The sequence below is a fragment of the Mycobacterium seoulense genome (genome assembly GCF_010731595.1).
Lineage (GTDB): Bacteria > Actinomycetota > Actinomycetes > Mycobacteriales > Mycobacteriaceae > Mycobacterium > Mycobacterium seoulense.
Map to the genome: position 1 here is coordinate 2,434,435 of NZ_AP022582.1, position 18,709 is coordinate 2,453,143.

Consider the following 18,709-nt stretch of genomic DNA (forward strand, 5'->3'; position numbering starts at 1 on the left):
ATGTCCGCGACCACGATTGACCGCACGGGCACCCGGGACGGCCTGCTCCGCCTGGCCATGCGCGCCGACGCCGCCATCAGCGGCGTGGTCGGCCTGGCCGGTATCCCGCTGGCCGGAGAACTCGCCGAGCTTTCGGGGACCACGAAGACCTTCGAGTACGCCATGGCCGCGTTCTTGATCGGCTACGGCGTGGTCGTGTTCGGGCTCGCGGCCCTGCCCTCGGTACGCCGCGCCGGCATGGGCGTCATCGTCGCCAACTTGGCGTACACGGTGGCCGCCGTCGTGCTGGTGCTCGAAGGCGTCTTCCCGTTGACTACCGCCGGCGTCGCGTTGAACCTGGCGGCCGGCGCCTACACGCTGGTGTTCGCCGAACTGCAATACCAGGGCTGGCGCCGCGCGAGGGCGTGAGCGGACGCTGTGGGCCCGCCCCGCGCCACCGCGGGCGGGTCCTTCGGCGCGCTATTCCTCGGGGATCTGGCGCTCGATCTCGTCGAGCCAGATGCGCGCGGACATGTCCGACGGCGCCCGCCAATCGCCGCGGGGCGACAGCGCGCCGCCGTGCGAGACCTTGGGGCCGTTCGGCAACGCAGAGCGTTTGAATTGGCTGAACGAGTAGAACCGCTGCACGAAGATGCCGAGCCAGTGCCGAATCTCCTTCAGCGAATATGTCGGTCGCTTTTCATCGGGGAACCCCGGCGGCCAGTTACCCTGCTCCGGGTCGCTCCACGCATGCCAGGCCAAGAACGCGATCTTCGACGGCCGGAACCCGTAGCGCAGCACATGGAAAAGCGAAAAGTCTTGCAGGGCATACGGACCCACCTTGGCCTCGCTGCTCTGCAACTCCTCTTCTTCGCCGCTCGGGACGAGTTCCGGGGTGATCTCGGTGTCCAGCACCGACTGCAGCACGTCGGTGACGTCGGACTCGAACTGTCCCGACGAGATGACCCAGCGGATCAGATGCTGAATCAGCGTCTTGGGGACACCGCCGTTGACGTTGTAGTGCGACATCTGGTCGCCCACCCCATACGTGGACCAGCCCAGCCCCAGCTCAGAAAGGTCACCGGTGCCGAGCACGATGCCGCCGCGCTGGTTGGCCAACCGGAACAGGTAATCGGTGCGCAGGCCCGCCTGCACGTTCTCGAAGGTGACGTCGTAGACCTTTTCCCCGCGCCCGAACGGGTGGTCGATCTCCTTGAACATCACCATTGCGGTCTCGGTGATGTCGATTTCGGAGAAGGTGACCCCGAGTGCGCGGCACAGCTCGATGGCGTTGCGTTTGGTGCGATCCCCCGTCGCGAAGCCGGGTAGCGTGAACGCCAAAATGTCGCTGCGCGGCCGTTCTTCGCGGTCCATCGCGCGCGCCGCAACGATCAGCGCGTGCGTCGAATCCAGCCCGCCGGAGACGCCGATGACGATCTTCGGGTAGTTCAATGCCCGCAGCCGCTGCTCGAGCCCGGACACCTGGATGTTGTAGGCCTCGTAGCAATCCTGTTCCAGGCGTTCGCGGTTCGCGGGGACGAACGGGAACCGCTCCACGTCGCGGCGCAATCCGATGTCACCACTGGGCGGGTCCAACCGGAAGTCGATGCGCCGGAACGATTCGGCCGACCCGCGGTGATGGCGCCGGTTGTCGTCGAATGTCCCCATCCGCAACCGTTCCGAGCGCAACAGGTCGATGTCCACGTCGGCGACGCTGCGTCGTTCCCCTTTCGGGAAGCGTTCGGAGGAGGCCAGCAGCTCGCCGTTCTCCCACACCATGGTTTGCCCGTCCCAGGCCAGGTCGGTGGTCGACTCCCCCTCGCCCGCGGCGGCGTAGACGTAGGCGGCCAGGCACCGCGCCGATGCCGAGCGGGCCAACAGGCAGCGGTCCTCGGCGCGACCGATCGTGATGGGGCTGCCGGAAAGGTTCGCCAGCACCGTCGCCCCCGCCAGCGCGGCCTCCGCACTGGGCGGGATCGGCACGAACATGTCCTCGCAGATTTCCACGTGCAGCACGAAGTCGGGCACGTCCGACGCGCCGAACAGCAGGTCCGGACCGAACGGGACGTCGGCGTCGCAGATCCGGATGGTGCCGCGCTCGTCGTCCCCCGCCGCGATCTGACGGCCCTCGTAGAACTCCCGGTAGGTGGGCAGATACGACTTCGGCACCACCCCCAGCACCGCGCCACGGTGGATGACCACCGCGGTGTTGTAGATGCGATGCCGATAGCGCAGCGGGGCACCCACAACGAGGACCGGCAGCAGATCGGTGGAGGCGGCGACGATGCTCTCTACGGCGGTTTTGACGTCGTCGAGCAACAGGTCCTGCATGACGATGTCCTCGATGGAGTACCCGGACAGCGTCAGCTCGGGGAAGACGGCCACCGCGACGCCGTCGTCGTGGCAGGCGCGCGCCAGCCGGAGGACCGACTCCGCGTTGGCCGCCGGATCGGCGAGCGCGGTGTGATGCGTGCAGGCAGCGACCCGGACGAAGCCCTGGCTGTAAGCGTTGTAAAAGTCCATCGCCCTTCCATTGTCGCCTGGCCTGTGTCAACCCGGTGCCGCCGGGTATCCCCTCCATCATGAGCGATACCGCCGTGGTCGTGGTCGACATGATGAACACCTATGAGCATCCCGATGCTGAAGAACTAATACCCAATGTCGGCAAGATCATCGACCCGCTGGCCGATTTGGTGCGGCGCGCGCGCGAATCCGACGACATCGACCTCGTGTACGTCAACGACAACTACGGCGACTTCGCCGCCCAGTTCTCCGACATCGTCGGGTCAGCCCTCGATGGGGCGCGGCCCGATCTGGTCAAGCCGATCGTGCCGGCCGGGGACTGCCGCGTGATGACCAAGGTGCGGCACAGCGCCTTTTACGCGACCGCGCTGGCGTATCTGCTCAACCGTCTGGAGACCAAGCGACTGATCATCACCGGGCAGGTCACCGAGCAGTGCATCCTCTACACCGCACTCGACGCCTACGTGCGCCACTTCCCCGTGGTGATTCCGACCGACGCCGTCGCCCACATCGACCCCGAACTCGGCGCCGCGGCGCTGAAGATGATGGAGACCAACATGTCGGCCGAGGTCACCACGGCCGCGGAGTGCCTCGGCTAGCGACTGGCGCCGCGTGCGCGAAATGCCCGCCCCGCCTGCGTGTCGGTGCCCGAACACGCACGCTCCTGCGGGGCCGCGGGACCCGTACCCTCGATCACGTGACCACCCCCTGCGCAGAATCGCCCGAACTGGTCGCGCTGCTCGCCGGTCGCCGGATCGCGGTGCTGACGGGCGCCGGCCTGTCCACCGACTCCGGCATTCCCGACTACCGCGGGCCCGATGCACCGCCCAGCAATCCCATGACGATCCGCCAGTTCACCTCGGACCCGGTGTTCCGGCAGCGCTACTGGGCGCGCAACCACGTCGGCTGGCGACACATGGACGACACCCTGCCCAACGCCGGGCACCGCGCGCTGGCCGCGCTCGAGCGCGCTTCGGTGGTGACCGGGGTGATCACCCAGAACGTCGACCTGCTGCACAGCAAGGCCGGCAGCCTAAACGTCGTCAACCTGCACGGCACCTACGCGCAGGTCGTCTGCCTGCGCTGCGGATACACCATGAGCCGCGCCGCGCTGGCCGAACAGCTGGAGGCGCTCAACCCGGGATTCGTCGAGCGCGCCGAAGCGGTGGGCGGTCTCGCGGTGGCACCCGACGCCGACGCGGTCGTCGCCGATACCACCTCGTTCAGGTATCTCGACTGTCCGCACTGCGGCGGCATGCTCAAGCCGGACATCGTCTACTTCGGCGAAAACGTCGCCAAACACATTGTCGACCAAGCATATTCACTCGTGAGCGAAGCCGAAGCGCTGCTGGTCGCCGGCTCGTCGCTGACGGTGTTCTCCGGCTACCGGTTCGTGCGTCACGCCGCCGCGCTGGGCAGGCCGGTCGCCATCATCAACCGGGGCCGGACCCGCGGGGACGACCTGGCCACCGTCAAGGTCGACGGCGGCTGCTCCGAGCTGCTGACCCTGCTGGCCGACGAGTTATCGCCGATAGCAACGCGTTAGAACGTGCACGGCATGCTGCGGATGGCGTGCACGAAATTGCCCGCCACATAGGCGGGATCGCCCGCCTGGATGTCCGGCAGCTGGCGCAGCAGCTCGCCGAAGATGGCCCGCAGCTGCGCCCGGGCGACATGCGCGCCGAGGCAGAAGTGCACTCCGCCACCGCCGAAACCGACGTGCGGGTTGGGGCTGCGGCTCAGATCCAACCGCTCCGGGTGGTCGAAAACGTCGGTGTCCCAGTTTCCGGACGGATAGAACATCACGACCTTCTCGCCCGCCCGGATGCTCTGGCCGGCTAGTTCACAGTCGGTTGCGGCGGTCCGGCGAAAGGTCATGACGGGCGACGCCCATCGGATGAACTCCTCGACGGCGGTACCGATCCGGTTGTCGAAATCCGCTGCGAGCCAGGCCCGCTGGTCGGGAAAGTCGGTGAGCGCCTTCATGGCGTGACTGGTGGTCTGACGGGTGGTGTCGTTGGCGGCCACCGAAAGCAGGACGAAGAAGGCGGACACCTCCGCGTCGGTCAGCCGGTCGCCGTCCACCTCGGCGTTCACCAGGCCGCTGAACAGGTCGTCGCCCGGATGCTCGCGGCGTTCGGCCGCCAGCCTCCCGGCGATCTGGTGCAGATACACCTGGTTTTCGACCAGGACCTCCATCGGGTGACGACCGTCGAGGTAGACCGGGTCGGCCCAGGACACCAGCGCGTCGGCGGCATGTGCCACCCGCTCCCGCTCCGATTCCGGGATTCCCACCATGTCCGACAACGTGCGGATCGGCAGTTGCTTGGCGCAGTGGTCGACGAAATCGGCGCCGCTGCCGGCGCACTGGAGTTCTTCGACGATGGCCCTGGCGTTCGCCTGGATCGAGTCCTCGATGCGGCGGATCTGCCGCGGCGTGAACGCGGCGCTGACCAGCTTGCGCAACTTGGTGTGTCGCGGCGGGTCCATCGCCAGGAACGACTGCGACGCTTCGAGCAACTCCACCGGGATGTTCTCGAACATCACGCCCAGGCCGGACAGGAACGCCTCGTTGTTGCGGCTGACCGCGACGATGTCCGCGCGCCGGGTGACCGCCCAATACCCGGGGTCGTCGGGATCGGGCATCAGGGCGTCCTCCACCGGTGGGTGCCAGCTCACCGGCCGCTCGGCCCGCAGCACAGCGAATGAGCGCTCCCGGTCCGCCGCGGTCGTCGACCAAAACGCGCGCGAGGACAGGTCGATCGGGTCGTAGGCGCGGCCGGGCTTCCCGGTGCCCGACATCCCGGTCATCACGGTCATGGTGATCCTCCGTTGGGTATGACCTCGGTCACAGACTGCCAGCGACATTATGCCTAGACAGTATGTCTAGTCAAGTTGTCAAACGGGTTCTATGCTGGGTGAATGCCATCGGTCACCCGGAAGCCGCAGGCCAACCGGGAACAGGAACGTCAGCAGCGACGAGAGCAGATCGAGCGCCGGCTGCTGGACGCCACCGAGCGCCTGATGCGCGGCGGCGCCAGCTTCACCGAACTCAGCGTGGACCGGCTGTCGACCGAGGCCGGCATCTCCCGCGCGAGTTTCTACGTCTATTTCGAGGACAAGGGCCACCTGCTGCGCCGCCTGGCCAATCAGGTGTTCGCCGACCTCGCCGACAGCGCGGACCGCTGGTGGAGCGTGTCGTCGCGGCACGATCCCGAAGACGTCCGCGCGGCGATGGACGGCATCATCGCGAGCTACCGGCGACACCAACCGGTGCTGGTCGCACTCAACGAGATGGCCGGCTATGACCCGCTGGTCGCGGCGACCTACCGCAACCTGCTGACGGCGGTCACCGGACGGATGACCCGGGTCATCGAGGAAGGCCAGGCCGACGGCTCGATTCGGCCGGGGTTGCCCGCGGCCACCACCGCCAGCGCGCTGACCTGGATGGTCGAGCGCGCGTGCCAGCAGAACCTCCCGGTGAAGCCGATCGACTACGACGCGGAGCTGGGGGCCACACTGGCCGAAATAGTCTGGGGCGCACTGTATCTCAAGTCGGCCTCGGCGCGATGACGCCCGGTGAGCTCGACCGCTGTGACGAGAACAACATAGTTAATACCCTAACTATTAGCGTACCATGCGAGTATGGCATCGCCGGCCACGCAGCAGCACGACCCGCTCTCCCTCGAACAGCAGGTCTGTTTCGCGCTGAGCGTGACCAACCGCGCCGTCCTGGCGGTCTACCGGCCGCTACTGGAGCCGCTGGGCCTGACCCACCCTCAGTATCTGGTGATGCTGACACTCTGGGATCACCAGAAGTCAGCGGCGGGACAGCGAAAACCTCTGTCGGTAAAGGAGATTGCGGCCACGTTGCAGATGGATTCGGCCACCCTGTCACCGATGCTCAAGCGCCTCGAGGGGCTCGGCCTGATCACCCGTACGCGAAGCGCGATCGATGAGCGCTCCACCGACGTCAGACTCACCGACAGCGGCACCGCCTTGCGTCGGCGTGCGCAGAAGATTCCGCCCGCCGTCGTCGCGCGTCTGGGCGTCGGCATGGACGAACTTCAGCACCTGCACCAGGTGCTCACCCGCATCAACGCGGCCGCCTTGGCAGCGGGCGCATTGCAGTCCTGAAACCGCCCGCCCATAGGAGCCACCATGACCCGCACCAAACCCAACATCTGGCAACACATCGCCTACTCCTACGGTCGATGCCTGCCCAGCTCGATGCGCGACTGGGTCGCCCACGATCTGGCGGGCAAGGGAGCCGTGCGCCGGCACATGATCCGGTGGGCCATACCGCCGCTGTTCGTTCTCGCGCCCTTCTGGTTGCTGCCCGCCTCGCTGTACGTGCATACCGAGATGACGGTGCCGCTCTACATCTGGGCGCTGCTGATCTCGCTTGCGTTGAACAAGGTCTGGCGCCGACACCGGCTGGCGCAGCACGGCCTCGACCCGAACCTGGTCGACGTGATCAAGAACAAGAAACAAGCGAAGATGCACGAGGACTACGCGCGCCGTTTCGGCCCGCGCCCGGAAACGGCGGCGTGGCAGGACAACAGCAACCCGTTCACCTAGCCGGCTTACACCGCCACCAGGTCGTCGGCGTGCACCGCGGGCCGGCGTAGCTCACCGGGCAGCTGGGAGGTCGACCGGCCGATCATGGTGGCCAGTTCGGTGGCGTCGTAGGCCACCACGCCGCGAGCCACCATGACCGCGTCCGGGCCGCGCAATTCGACGACGTCGCCCGCATAGAACCGGCCCGACACGCCGGTGATACCGGCGGCCAGCAGCGAGCGGCGCTGGCCCAGTACCGCGCGCACCGCGCCCTCGTCCAGGGTCAGCGCACCGGCCGCCTCGGCGGCATAGCGCACCCAGAATCGCCGGGCCGACATCCGTTGTGGCCGTGCGGCGAATACCGTGCCGACCGAGGCGTCGCTCAGCGCTGTCGCGGCGTCGGCCGCGGCGGCGAGCAGCACCGGCACCCCGGCGTCGGCGGCCAGCAACGCCGAGGACATCTTCGATACCATCCCGCCGGTCCCCAGGTCGCTGCCGGGGCCGGCGACCACACCGGCCAGATCCGTCGCGCCCGATACCTCAGCAATAAAATTGGCGCCCTTGATCTTTCGTGGATCGGCGTCGTACAGGCCGTCGATATCGGAGAGCAGCACCAGGGCTTCGGCGCCGACGAGGTGCGCCACCAGCGCCGACAGCCGATCGTTGTCGCCGAACCGAATCTCGTTGGTGGCCACCGTGTCGTTCTCGTTGACGATCGCCACCGCGTGCAGGGCCCGCAGCCGGTCCAGCGTGCGCTGGGCGTTCGTGTGCTGGGCCCGCATGGAGATGTCGTGCGCGGTCAGCAGCACCTGCCCGACCGTGCGCCCGTACCGGGCGAACGCCGCGCTCCACGCGTTGACCAGCGCGACCTGCCCGACGCTGGCCGCGGCCTGCTTGGTCGCCAAATCCTTGGGGCGGCGGGTCAATCCGAGCGGTTCGATGCCGGCGGCGATGGCACCCGACGAGACGATGACGACGTCGGTGCCCGCCTTCATACGTGACTCGATGGCGTCGGCCAGCCCGGCCAGCCGACCGGCGTCGAAGACGCCGGACGCTGTGGTCAGCGCGTTGGTCCCGACCTTGACCACCAGGCTGCGCGCGGTCCGGACGGCCTCTCGGTGCGCGGTCATGATGCGCCGCTTCTCCTCATCGCTTCGTCCCCCGCGAGCGGGCGGTGCCCCGCTGCATCGTCGCCGGCGGTCACGACTCGTCACCGCGTTCGCGCCGCTGACGGCGGGCCGCCTTGCGCTCCGCGGCCCCGGTGCGTTCACTGCGCTCCAGCCGCACGTCGGTGCCTCTCCCGGACATCGCGACGTGTTGGCCCGCGGGCGTTTGCGGCTCCCAGTCGAATGTCATGTCGCCGATGGTCACGGCGCACCCGGGTTTCGCGCCGAGTCGCAACAGTTCCTCCTCGACGCCCAGCCGGGCCAGCCGATCGGCGAGATAGCCCACGGCTTCATCGTTGTCGAAGTTGGTCTGCCGGACCCACCGCTGGGGCCGGGCACCGGTGACCACGAAGCCGCCCTCGCCATCCGGTTCCACGGTGAAACCGCTGTCGTCGACGGGGACGGGACGGATCACCGGCCGCCGCGGCACGATCTGCGGGCGCGCGGCGTTGTATTCCGCGATCATCCGCCAGAGCCCGAAAACCAACGGCTGCAAACCTTCTCGCGACACCGTCGACACCAGGAAGACGGGCCAGCCGCGCTCGGCGACCTCGTCGCGGACGAATTCGGCGAGCTCCCGCGCCTCGGGCACGTCGATCTTGTTGAGCACCACCGCCCGTGGCCGCTCGGCGAGGTCGCCCAGCGTCGAATCGCCCTGCAGGGTGGGCGTATACGCGGCGAGTTCGGCTTCCAGCGCGTCGATGTCGGAGATCGGGTCGCGGCCCGGCTCCGAGGTGGCGCAGTCGACGACGTGCACCAGCACCGCGCAGCGCTCGATGTGCCGCAGGAAGTCAAGGCCGAGACCGCGGCCCTGTGACGCACCGGGAATCAGGCCCGGCACGTCGGCGGCGGTGAACGTGTGCTCGCCCGCCGACACCACGCCGAGATTGGGCACCAGCGTGGTGAACGGGTAGTCCGCGATCTTCGGTTTGGCCGCCGAGATCGCCGACACCAGTGACGATTTCCCGGCCGAGGGAAACCCGATGAGACCGACGTCGGCGACGGTCTTGAGCTCCAGCGTCAGGTCCCGCGCCTCACCGGGCTCGCCGAGCAGCGCGAAGCCGGGGGCCTTGCGGGCGCGCGACGCGAGCGCCGCGTTGCCCAGGCCGCCGCGGCCACCGGCCGCCGCCTCGAAGCGGGTGCCCGCGCCCACCAGATCGGCCAGCAACCGGCCGTTTTCGTCCAGTACGACGGTGCCGTCGGGGACTTTGACCTCCAGATCGGTGCCGGCGGCACCGTCGCGGTTGCTGCCCATGCCCTGTTTGCCCGACGGCGCGGTGACGTGCGGGTGGAAGTGGAAGTCCAGCAGGGTCTGCACCTGCGGGTCGACGACGAACACGACGCTGCCGCCGCGGCCACCGTTGCCGCCGTCCGGACCGCCCAGCGGCTTGAACTTCTCGCGGTGGACCGACGCGCAGCCGTTACCGCCGGAGCCCGCGCGCGCGTGGATGACGACCCGATCGACGAATCGAGGCATCGAGATACCAGCCCTTCGAAAGTCACGCCAGGGCGAAAATACCTCGCGAAGCCGCCGCGGCGTTTCCCCGCACGGGGGCGGTGCCCCCGGCTCGCGAGGCCTAGACCTGGGGCGTGATGCTGACGGTTTTGCGCCCGCGCTTGATGCCGAACTCGACGGCTCCGGCGGCCTTGGCGAACAGCGTGTCGTCACCGCCACGCCCGACGTTCAGACCGGGGTGGAACTTGGTGCCGCGCTGGCGGACGATGATCTCGCCGGCCTTGACGATCTGGCCGCCGAATCGCTTTACCCCCAGCCGCTGAGCAGCGGAATCGCGACCGTTGCGCGAGCTGGAAGCGCCCTTCTTGTGTGCCATTCTTGTCGCCTCCTGCTACTTGATCCCGGTGACCTTCAGGACCGTCAGCTGCTGACGGTGCCCCTGACGCTTGTGGTAGCCGGTCTTGTTCCTGAACTTGTGGATGCGAATCTTGGGGCCCTTGGTGTGCTCGAGCACCTCGCCCGTCACCGCCACCTTGGCCAGCGCGGCCGCGTCGGTGGTCACCTTCGCGCCATCCACGACCAGGGTGACGGGCAGCGACACGTTCGCACCCGGGTCGGAGTCGAGCTTCTCGACCTTGACCACGTCCCCGACGGCGACCTTGTACTGCTTGCCGCCCGTCTTGACGATTGCGTAGGTCGCCATCGTTGCTCCTGCCTTCTTTCCTCTGCTCAGCCGTTCTTCGGCTCTTCGCGCGCGAGCCACCGGCGGTGCGCGTGTGGTCTGGGTTGCGGGCCCGCGCCGATCGCCCGGGTGCCCCGCTGTCGCCGGCCAAAGTTCAAACGGCCTGGCGACAACTGTCCTAGGGTACTTGACCAGCGGCTACAGGGTCAAACCGGGCCAGGTCAGTCGACGTGGATCGGCGGGCCTGCCGGCCGGCCCGCCGCGCGGCGGCGCCGCGGACGTCCGAATCCCGATCCCGCGTCGAGGGACCCCTCCGGCCCCTCGTCGGACTCGGAGTCATCCTCGACGTCCAGGTCGTCGTCGTCGTCCATCTCGAGGTCTTCGTCGTCGTCGCCGAGGTCTTCCTCGTCGTCGAGGTCCTCGTCGTCGTCGAGATCGTCATCGGTGTCGTCATCGGTGTCGTCGTCGGACTCGTCATCGGTGTCGTCGTCGGACTCGTCATCGGTGTCGTCGTCGGACTCGTCGTAGTCCTCCTGGTCGGCATCCTCCGAGTCGGCCGCGCCAAGTGAATTCTGCTCGTCGAATTCGTTGGCCGCTTCCTCGGCGGACTCGTCGGATTCCTCGTCATCGCGGGCGGCCGATCCCCCGGCGGCCATCGCCTTGAACATCGGGTGCTCACCGGGAGCGTGCGCCGGCACCTTGGCCACCACCGGCTCTTCGGCTCGGTTCTTTTTGGAGCGCCTGCCGCGGCGACCACCGGACTCGGACTTGCGCCCGTTCGACGGGGCCGAGTCCACCGGGTCGGTGTGCAGCACGATCCCGCGGCCGCCGCAATGCGTGCACGACGACGAGAAGGCCTCGACCAGCCCGGTACCCAGCCGCTTGCGGGTCAGCTGGACCAGGCCCAGCGACGTCACCTCGGACACTTGGTGGCGGGTGCGGTCGCGGGCCAGCGCCTCGGTCAGCCGCCGCAACACCAAGTCGCGGTTGGACTCGAGGACCATGTCGATGAAGTCGATGACCACGATTCCGCCGATGTCGCGCAGCCGCAGCTGGCGCACGATCTCCTCGGCGGCCTCGAGGTTGTTCTTGGTGACGGTCTGTTCGAGGTTGCCGCCCGACCCGGTGAACTTGCCGGTGTTGACGTCGACCACGGTCATGGCCTCGGTCCGGTCGATCACCAGCGTGCCGCCGGAGGGCAGCCACACCTTGCGTTCCATCGCCTTGGCGAGTTGCTCGTCGATGCGATGCACCGCGAAGACGTCGGGGCCGGCCTGACCGTCCGGGCCGGCGGGCGGCTCGTACTTGCTCAGCTTCGAAACCAGATCGGGCGCAACGGAATTCACGTACTCGGTGATCGTCGTCCACGCTTCGTCGCCGGAGACGATGAGGCCGGCGAAGTCCTCGTTGAACAGGTCGCGGATGACCTTGACCAGCACGTCGGGCTCTTCGTAGAGCGCGACCGCGGCACCGGCGGCCTTTTCCGTGATCTCGGTCGCCTTGGCCTCGATCTGCTTCCAGCGCTCCTGCAGCCGGGTGACGTCGTTGCGGATGTCGTCCTCTTTGACGCCCTCGGACGCGGTGCGGATGATCACCCCGGCATCCGACGGCACCACCTCGCGCAGGATCTCCTTGAGCCGCTGCCGTTCGGTGTCGGGCAGCTTGCGGCTGATCCCGGTCGACGACGCGCCCGGCACGTACACCAGGTACCGGCCGGCGAGCGACACCTGGGTGGTCAGCCGGGCACCCTTGTGCCCGACCGGGTCCTTGCTGACCTGGACCACGACGTAGTCGCCCGGTTTGAGCGCCTGTTCGATCTTGCGGTCGGACCCGCCCAGGCCCGCGGCTTCCCAGTTGACCTCGCCGGCGTAGAGCACGCCGTTGCGGCCGCGCCCGATGTCGACGAACGCCGCCTCCATCGAGGGCAGGACGTTCTGGACGATCCCGAGGTAGATGTTGCCCACCAACGAGGCGGAAGCGGCGGACGTCACGAAGTGCTCGACGACGATGCCGTCCTCGAGCACCGCGATCTGGGTGTAGCGCGCCCCCTGATGCGGCGGCTCGGTGCGGACCCTGTCGCGCACGACCATGATCCGTTCGACGGCCTCGCGGCGGGCCAGGAACTCCGCCTCACTCAGAACCGGCGGGCGGCGCCGTCCCGCGTCGCGCCCGTCGCGGCGGCGCTGGCGCTTGGCCTCCAGCCGGGTGGAACCGTCGATGCCCTTGATCTCGGCGTTCGACGAGCCGTTCCCGCCATCGCCGCCGTTCTTGCCGCTGCGTGGCGGCCGCTCGTGCACGACGGTGTTGGGCGGATCGTCGGGCGAAGGGCTTTCGTCACTGTCGTCACCCGAGCCCGACTTGCGCCGCCGGCGCCTGCGGCGGCGGCGGCTGCCGCCCTCCGCCGAGCCGTCGTCGCCGTTGTCGGAGTCGTCGGAATCCGAATAGTCGGAGCCCTCGTCGTCGTCGCCGTCCTCGGCGTCGGAGGAGTCGCCGCGGCTCGCCTTCTGGCGCCGCTGTTGCGGCTCGTCCTCGTCACCGGCGTCGTTCTGGTTGTCGGGCCCGCCCTGCTCACCGCGGCCGCGGCCACGGCCGCGCCGGCCCCGGCGCCGCCGCCGGTTCGCCGGGCGATCGGCCTGGTCGTCGTCTTCGTCTTCGTCGGAATCGTCGGACTCCTCGGAGTCGGCGCCGTCGTCGGCGGTCCCGTCGTCCTCGTCCGCTAATGGCTGCGGCGCGACGAACAGCGGCATGTAGTGCGGCCGCTCGGCGGCGCTCTCCGGGGCCGCCAGCATCAACCGGGATTCGGGTTCCGCGGCGGCTTCGTCGTCTCCGCTGCTGACACCGCCGTCCTCGGCGCCCGCGTCGGGCTGGGCGGCCAGCAGGTCGCGTACCCGGACCGCGTCGTCGCGATCGACGGTGGAGTGCGCGCTGCGTATCCGCCCGTCGAGCGCGCTCAGCGCGTCCAGCACCCGCTTACTGGTGGTTCCCAGCGTCCGTGCCAGCGAATGAACTCTCAGGCGGTCCGGCAGTTCGTCGTGCCGGGTCGGCTCTTCGGATGACTCTGCGGATGGTGCACCGTCTACCACGTATTCTCCTCAAGCCCCCGGGCGCGTCCTTGCGACGCGGCCACGCGAGGGCTTCGCTATGGGCCCGGACAACTTTCCCCGGGCTTGTGATGGTCTCGCCCCGAGCGGTTCGCGGGGAACACACTCGGCGCCGTGCTGAATGACGGCCTGACATGCCGCGCACCAACGCGGGGTGGCGATGATCGCGCTTGTCTAAGTCTTCATTCGGGTGTCCGACACCGGTCCGGCGACGTTCACCCTCCGTCAGTATCCCACATCACTCGGCGTGCCCACCCGCCCCTGAGCCAACCCGCCGTCAGCGGCGTGGCGCAGCCGGTTTGCTGGGCCGCTACGCGTCGGGAAACCAGAGCGCGATTTCACGCTTGGCGGAGTCGGTCGAATCCGACCCGTGCACCAGGTTGAACTGGGTCTCCAGCCCGAAATCGCCCCGAATCGTGCCGGGTGTGGCCTTGTCCACCGGGTCGGTGCCGCCCGCGAGCTGGCGAAACGCGGCGATCGCCCGCGGCCCCTCGACGATCGCCGCCACCACCGGCCCCGACGTGATGAATTCCAGCAGCGATCCGAAGAACGGCTTGCCTTCGTGCTCGGCGTAATGCTCGGCGGCCAGGTTCTCGCTGACCCGCCGCAGCTCCAGCGCCGCGATGGTCAGGCCCTTCCGCTCGATGCGGCTGATGATTTCCCCTACCAGCCGCCGCTCGACGCCGTCCGGCTTGATCAGTACCAGGGTCCGTTCGGTCACGGCGCACAGCGTACATAACCGGGCGGCGATCGGCCGTGGCCGCGAGCCCGCCCTACCGCTGACGGCGCAGCACCTCGGCCCGGAAGTACGCGATCAAGGCCCACAAGCCGGTGAACAGCACCCCGATGAATCCCACGCCCGGGTACACCGCGAAGCCGGCGAGCAGGAGCAGCTGAGCGGCCAGGTTCACCCAGATCGCCCAGGGTTTGCGCTGCACCCCGCCCAGCAGGATGAGCAGCGCGGCCACTCCGACCAGGTAGCCCAGGGACACCGGCGTCAGGCCGCCGCCGACCGCGCTCACCACGGGGATCGCCAGCAACACCACGATGGCTTCCAGGAACAGCGTGGCGGCCATCACGGCGCCGAAGCTCCGCCAGGGGTCGGGCCGGTCCGGGTCGGTCATTCCGGATCCCGGCCGAACAGGGTGCGCGCCGCCCCGGCGGTGACGACCGACCCGGTGATGACGATCCCGGTGCCGGAGAAGGCCTCGGCTTCCCCGTCCATGGTCGCGTCGTCGACCAAGGCGGTCGCGGCGTCGATGGCGTCGTGCAGGTTCTCGGCGGATATCACCCGTTCGGGCCCGAATCGCTCCCCCGCCGCCAGCGCCAGCGACTCGACGTCCAGCGCCCGCGGCGACCCGTTGTGGGTCACCACGACGGAGTCGAACACCGGCTCGAGGGCGGTGAGGATGCCGTCCACGTCCTTGTCGGCGAGCACGCTGATCACACCCACCAGGTAGCGGAAGTCGAACTCGTCGCTCAGGGTCTGCGCCAATGCCGCCGCACCGGCCGGGTTGTGCGCGGCGTCGATGAACACGGTGGGAGCGCTGCGCATGCGTTCCAGCCGGCCGGGACTGGTGACGGCGGCGAATCCCGCCCGCACCGCCTCGACGTCGAGTTGCCGCTGCGCGCCGGCGCCGAAGAACGCCTCCACCGCCGCGAGCGCCACCACCGCGTTGTGCGCCTGGTGCTCGCCGTGCAGCGGCAGGTAGATGTCGGAGTACACGCCGCCAAGGCCCTGCAGCTGCAGCACCTGCCCGCCGATCGCCACCTGACGGCCCAGGACGGCGAACTCCGAATCCTCGCGGGCCACCGCGGCGTCGGCGCGCACCGTCTGGGCCAGCAGCACTTCCATCGCCTCCGGCGCCTGGCGGGCAAGGACGGCGACGGTGTCGGGCGCGCCGTCGGGTGCTTTGCTGATGATCCCGGCCTTCTCGCCGGCGATGCCGGCGATGTCGTCACCGAGGTATTCGATGTGGTCGATGCCGATCGGGGTGATGACCGCGACCGGCGCGTCGATGACGTTCGTGGCGTCCCACCGCCCGCCCATCCCCACCTCGACGACCGCGACGTCGACGGGTGCGTCGGCGAACGCGGCGAACGCCATGGCGGTCAGCACCTCGAACTTGCTCATCGCCGGACCACCGGCCGCCTGGGACTGCGCGTCGATCATCTGCACGAACGGCTCGATCTCCCGGTATGTCGCCACGTACTGCGCCGGGGTGATCGGCCGGCCGTCGATCGCGATGCGCTCGACCGCCGATTGCAGGTGCGGGCTGGTGGTTCGCCCGGTGCGCCCGTGCAGCGCCGTCACCAGCGCGTCGACCATGCGCGCCACCGACGTCTTGCCGTTGGTGCCGGCGATGTGGATGGACGGATAGGCCCGTTGCGGCGAACCCAGCAAGTCCATCAGCGCGCTGATCCGGGTCAGGCTCGGCTCGATCTTGGTTTCCGGCCAGCGTTGGTCGAGCAGGTGTTCGACCTGCAGCATGGCGGCGATCTCGTCCGGGGAGGGAGCCAGGCTGGTCGCCTCGCCACGCTCGGGCCAGTCGGGGGGCTCGGTCATCGAACGCTCATCGCAGCCCGGCCAGGCGCGCGGTGATCCGGTCGGTCTCGTCCTGGGCCACCCGCTGACGATCCCGGATCTTGTCGACGACGTTCTGCGGAGCTTTGGCCAGGAAGTCCTCGTTGGCGAGTTTGGCGGTGGTCGACGCGAGTTCCTTCTGCGCCGCGGCGAGGTCTTTCTCCAGGCGGCGGCGTTCGGCGGCGACGTCGATGGTGCCCGAGGTGTCGAGTTCGACCACGACCGTGCTGTTCATGGCGGGGCCGAGCCGCACCTCCAACGACACCGACGGCTGGAATTCGTCCCCGGGCTCGGTGAGCCACGCCAGGGACGTCACGGCGGCCACCTGGGCGCTCAGGTCGGCGCCGTCCATCCCGCCCAGCCGGGCCGGCACTTTCTGCCGATCGGCCAGGCCTTGATCGCTGCGGAATCGGCGGACCTCGGTGACCAGCCTCTGCATATCGCTGACCCGTTGCGCGGCAACGGGATCCAGTCCGATACCCGACGATACCGGCCATTCGGCGATCACCAGCGACTCCAGGCCGGTCAGGGCCTGCCACAACGCCTCGGTGAGGAACGGGATGACGGGGTGCAGCAACCGGAGCAATGTGTCCAGCACGGCGGCGAGCACGGCGGTGGTGTGTGGATTCCCCTCGGCCAGCTGCGTTTTGGCCAGTTCGACATACCAGTCGCAGAATTCGTCCCACGCGAAGTGGTAGAGCGACTCGCAGGCACGGCTGAACTCGTATCCGTCGAGGGCCGAGTCGACTTCGGCGCGAACCTCTTCCAGCCGTCCCAGGATCCATCGGTCGGCATCGGTGAGCTGGTCATGCGCCGGCAGCGGCGCGAGCCGGGCTCCGTTGAGCAGCGCGTAGCGGGTGGCGTTGAACAGCTTGGTGCAGAAGTTGCGCGACGCCCGGACCGCGTCCTCGCCGACGGCCAGGTCACCGCCGGGGCTGGCGCCGCGGGCCAGCGTGAACCTCAGCGCGTCGGCCCCGAACGTGTCCACCCAGTCCAGCGGGTCGATGACATTGCCCTTGGACTTGCTCATCTTGCGGCCGGATTCGTCGCGGATCAGCCCATGCAGGAACACGTCGGTGAACGGCACCTGCGGGCCGCGGCGGCCGTCGAGGGTGATGGCCTCGTCGCCGCCGACGAAGGTGCCGAACATCATCATCCGCGCCACCCAGAAAAACAGGATGTCGTAGCCGGTGACCAGAACGCTTGTCGGATAGAACTTTTCCAGCTCCGGGGTCTTCTCAGGCCAGCCCAGCGTGGAGAACGGCCACAGGGCCGAGGAGAACCAGGTGTCCAGCACGTCGGGGTCCTGTTCCCAGCCCTCCGGCGGCGTCTCGTCGGGACCGACGCATACCTGCTCGCCGTCGGGCCCGTACCAGATCGGGATCCGATGGCCCCACCACAGCTGCCGCGAGATGCACCAGTCGTGCATGTCGTCGACCCAGCCGAACCAGCGCGGCTCCAGGCTGGCGGGGTGAATCACGGTGTCCCCGTTGCGAACCGCGTCACCGGCGGCCTTGGCCAGCGATTCCACCCTGACCCACCATTGCAGCGACAGCCGGGGCTCGATCGGCTCACCGCTGCGTTCGGAATGCCCGACGCTGTGCAGGTAGGGGCGCTTCTCCGCGACGACACGGCCCTGTTCGGCCAATGCCTCGCGAACAGCGACCCGGGCGTCGAAGCGGTCCATGCCGTCGAATTGTGTTCCGGTGTCGGCGATCCGGCCCTTGGTGTCCATGATCGAGATCATCGGCAGTTGGTGCCGCAGGCCGATCTCGAAGTCATTGGGATCGTGGGCGGGCGTGACTTTGACCGCGCCCGTGCCGAATTCGGGGTCGACGTGTTCGTCGGCGACGATGACGAGCTCGCGGTCGAGGAACGGGTGGGGCAGCGTGGTCCCCACCAGGTGGCGGTAGCGCTCATCGTCGGGATGCACCGCGATCGCGGTGTCCCCCAGCATCGTCTCGACGCGGGTGGTGGCGACCACAATGTGGGGTTGCGAGTCGTCCAGCGAGCCGTACCGGAATGACACCAGCTCGCCCTCGACCTCTTCGTAGTTGACTTCGATGTCGGAGAGCGCGGTTTCGAGCAAGGGCGACCAGTTGACCAGCCGCTCGGCGCGGTAGATCAGGCCGGCGTCGTAGAGCCGCTTGAAGATGGTGCGCACGGCCCGCGACAGGCCCTCGTCCATGGTGAACCGGTCGCGGCTCCAGGCAACCCCGTCGCCGAGCCGGCGCATCTGGCCGCTGATGGCACCGCCGGACTCGCGTTTCCAATCCCAGACCTTGTCGACGAACAGCTCCCTGCCGAAGTCTTCTTTGGTCTTGCCGTCGACGGCGAGCTGCTTTTCCACCACGCTCTGGGTCGCGATGCCGGCGTGGTCCATGCCCGGCTGCCACAGCACCTCATATCCCTGCATCCGTTTGCGACGGGTCAGGGCGTCCATCATGGTGTGCTCCAGGGCGTGGCCCATGTGCAGGCTGCCGGTCACGTTCGGCGGCGGGAGCACGATCGAATACCCGGGCTTGGCGCTCGTCGGGTCCGCTTCGAAGTAGCCCGCGTCGAGCCATTTCTGGTAGATCGCGCTTTCGGCCGCAGCCGGATCCCACGACTTGGGCAGGTCGGTGGCGGGGCTGCGGCTGGCGGTCACCCGTCAATTCT

17 protein-coding genes are annotated in these 18,709 nt (G+C 68.5%); 6 read left to right on the forward strand and 11 right to left on the reverse strand.

Annotation, left to right across the window (positions count from 1 at the left end; translation table 11 throughout):
* Window positions 1-408, forward strand: a complete 408-nt coding sequence (locus tag G6N37_RS11115) for a hypothetical protein (RefSeq protein ID WP_163679911.1) — start codon at window positions 1-3, stop codon at window positions 406-408.
* Between the two features lie 51 nt (window positions 409-459).
* Here G6N37_RS11115 and G6N37_RS11120 read toward each other — a convergent pair whose 3' ends face one another.
* Window positions 460-2,502: an NAD(+) synthase gene (locus G6N37_RS11120; protein ID WP_163679925.1), complete on the reverse strand. Its 2,043-nt coding sequence runs from the start codon at window positions 2,500-2,502 to the stop codon at window positions 460-462.
* A 59-nt stretch (window positions 2,503-2,561) separates the two neighbouring features.
* Between G6N37_RS11120 and G6N37_RS11125 the strand changes: the two genes are divergently transcribed.
* A complete protein-coding gene (locus tag G6N37_RS11125; RefSeq protein WP_163679928.1) occupies window positions 2,562-3,101 on the forward strand; it encodes a cysteine hydrolase family protein in 540 nt (179 codons plus the stop codon).
* Between the two features lie 98 nt (window positions 3,102-3,199).
* Window positions 3,200-4,048, forward strand: coding sequence for an SIR2 family NAD-dependent protein deacylase (locus G6N37_RS11130; RefSeq protein ID WP_163679932.1), 849 nt, complete (start codon window positions 3,200-3,202; stop codon window positions 4,046-4,048).
* Here G6N37_RS11130 and G6N37_RS11135 read toward each other — a convergent pair.
* Window positions 4,045-5,322: a cytochrome P450 gene (locus G6N37_RS11135; protein ID WP_163679934.1), complete on the reverse strand. Its 1,278-nt coding sequence runs from the start codon at window positions 5,320-5,322 to the stop codon at window positions 4,045-4,047. The two genes, G6N37_RS11130 and G6N37_RS11135, sit on opposite strands and share 4 nt — an antisense overlap.
* A gap of 102 nt (window positions 5,323-5,424) precedes the next feature.
* Here G6N37_RS11135 and G6N37_RS11140 point away from each other — a divergent pair, with 102 nt between their 5' ends.
* The 3 genes from G6N37_RS11140 (at window position 5,425) to G6N37_RS11150 (ending at window position 7,083) form a co-directional block, all read left to right on the forward strand.
* Window positions 5,425-6,075, forward strand: coding sequence for a TetR/AcrR family transcriptional regulator (locus G6N37_RS11140; RefSeq protein WP_163679937.1), 651 nt, complete (start codon window positions 5,425-5,427; stop codon window positions 6,073-6,075).
* A 72-nt stretch (window positions 6,076-6,147) separates the two neighbouring features.
* Window positions 6,148-6,639: a MarR family winged helix-turn-helix transcriptional regulator gene (locus G6N37_RS11145; RefSeq protein ID WP_163679940.1), complete on the forward strand. Its 492-nt coding sequence runs from the start codon at window positions 6,148-6,150 to the stop codon at window positions 6,637-6,639.
* 24 nt (window positions 6,640-6,663) lie between these two features.
* Window positions 6,664-7,083: a DUF5313 domain-containing protein gene (locus G6N37_RS11150; RefSeq protein WP_163679942.1), complete on the forward strand. Its 420-nt coding sequence runs from the start codon at window positions 6,664-6,666 to the stop codon at window positions 7,081-7,083.
* 5 nt (window positions 7,084-7,088) lie between these two features.
* On the opposite strand, the gene proB is transcribed toward G6N37_RS11150, so the two are convergent.
* The 9 genes from proB to G6N37_RS11195 form a co-directional block, all read right to left on the reverse strand.
* On the reverse strand, window positions 7,089-8,192 hold the full coding sequence (proB, locus tag G6N37_RS11155; RefSeq protein ID WP_276066135.1) for a glutamate 5-kinase: 1,104 nt from the start codon (window positions 8,190-8,192) through the stop codon (window positions 7,089-7,091).
* A gap of 70 nt (window positions 8,193-8,262) precedes the next feature.
* Window positions 8,263-9,705 (reverse strand): GTPase ObgE, encoded by a 1,443-nt coding sequence (gene obgE / locus G6N37_RS11160; RefSeq protein WP_163679945.1) that lies wholly within the window; start codon window positions 9,703-9,705, stop codon window positions 8,263-8,265.
* Between the two features lie 100 nt (window positions 9,706-9,805).
* On the reverse strand, window positions 9,806-10,060 hold the full coding sequence (rpmA, locus tag G6N37_RS11165; RefSeq protein WP_046186480.1) for a 50S ribosomal protein L27: 255 nt from the start codon (window positions 10,058-10,060) through the stop codon (window positions 9,806-9,808).
* 15 nt (window positions 10,061-10,075) lie between these two features.
* Window positions 10,076-10,387 (reverse strand): 50S ribosomal protein L21, encoded by a 312-nt coding sequence (gene rplU / locus G6N37_RS11170; RefSeq protein WP_007169506.1) that lies wholly within the window; start codon window positions 10,385-10,387, stop codon window positions 10,076-10,078.
* Between the two features lie 200 nt (window positions 10,388-10,587).
* Complete coding sequence (locus G6N37_RS11175) at window positions 10,588-13,449, reverse strand: Rne/Rng family ribonuclease (protein ID WP_163679948.1); 2,862 nt, start codon at window positions 13,447-13,449, stop codon at window positions 10,588-10,590.
* Window positions 13,450-13,777: 328 nt separating this feature from the next.
* On the reverse strand, window positions 13,778-14,188 hold the full coding sequence (ndk, locus tag G6N37_RS11180) for a nucleoside-diphosphate kinase (RefSeq protein ID WP_163679951.1): 411 nt from the start codon (window positions 14,186-14,188) through the stop codon (window positions 13,778-13,780).
* 52 nt (window positions 14,189-14,240) lie between these two features.
* Window positions 14,241-14,591 carry a DUF4233 domain-containing protein gene (locus G6N37_RS11185; protein ID WP_163679954.1) on the reverse strand — a complete coding sequence of 117 codons (351 nt, stop codon included), beginning with the start codon at window positions 14,589-14,591 and terminating at the stop codon, window positions 14,241-14,243.
* On the reverse strand, window positions 14,588-16,033 hold the full coding sequence (gene folC, locus G6N37_RS11190; protein ID WP_163679957.1) for a bifunctional tetrahydrofolate synthase/dihydrofolate synthase: 1,446 nt from the start codon (window positions 16,031-16,033) through the stop codon (window positions 14,588-14,590). Before folC ends, G6N37_RS11185 begins: the two co-directional genes overlap by 4 nt.
* Before the next feature lie 7 nt (window positions 16,034-16,040).
* The gene (locus G6N37_RS11195) at window positions 16,041-18,698 is read right to left on the reverse strand and encodes a valine--tRNA ligase (protein ID WP_163679970.1); all 2,658 of its coding nucleotides are present in this window, start codon (window positions 18,696-18,698) and stop codon (window positions 16,041-16,043) included.
* Window positions 18,699-18,709: the final 11 nt, after the last annotated feature.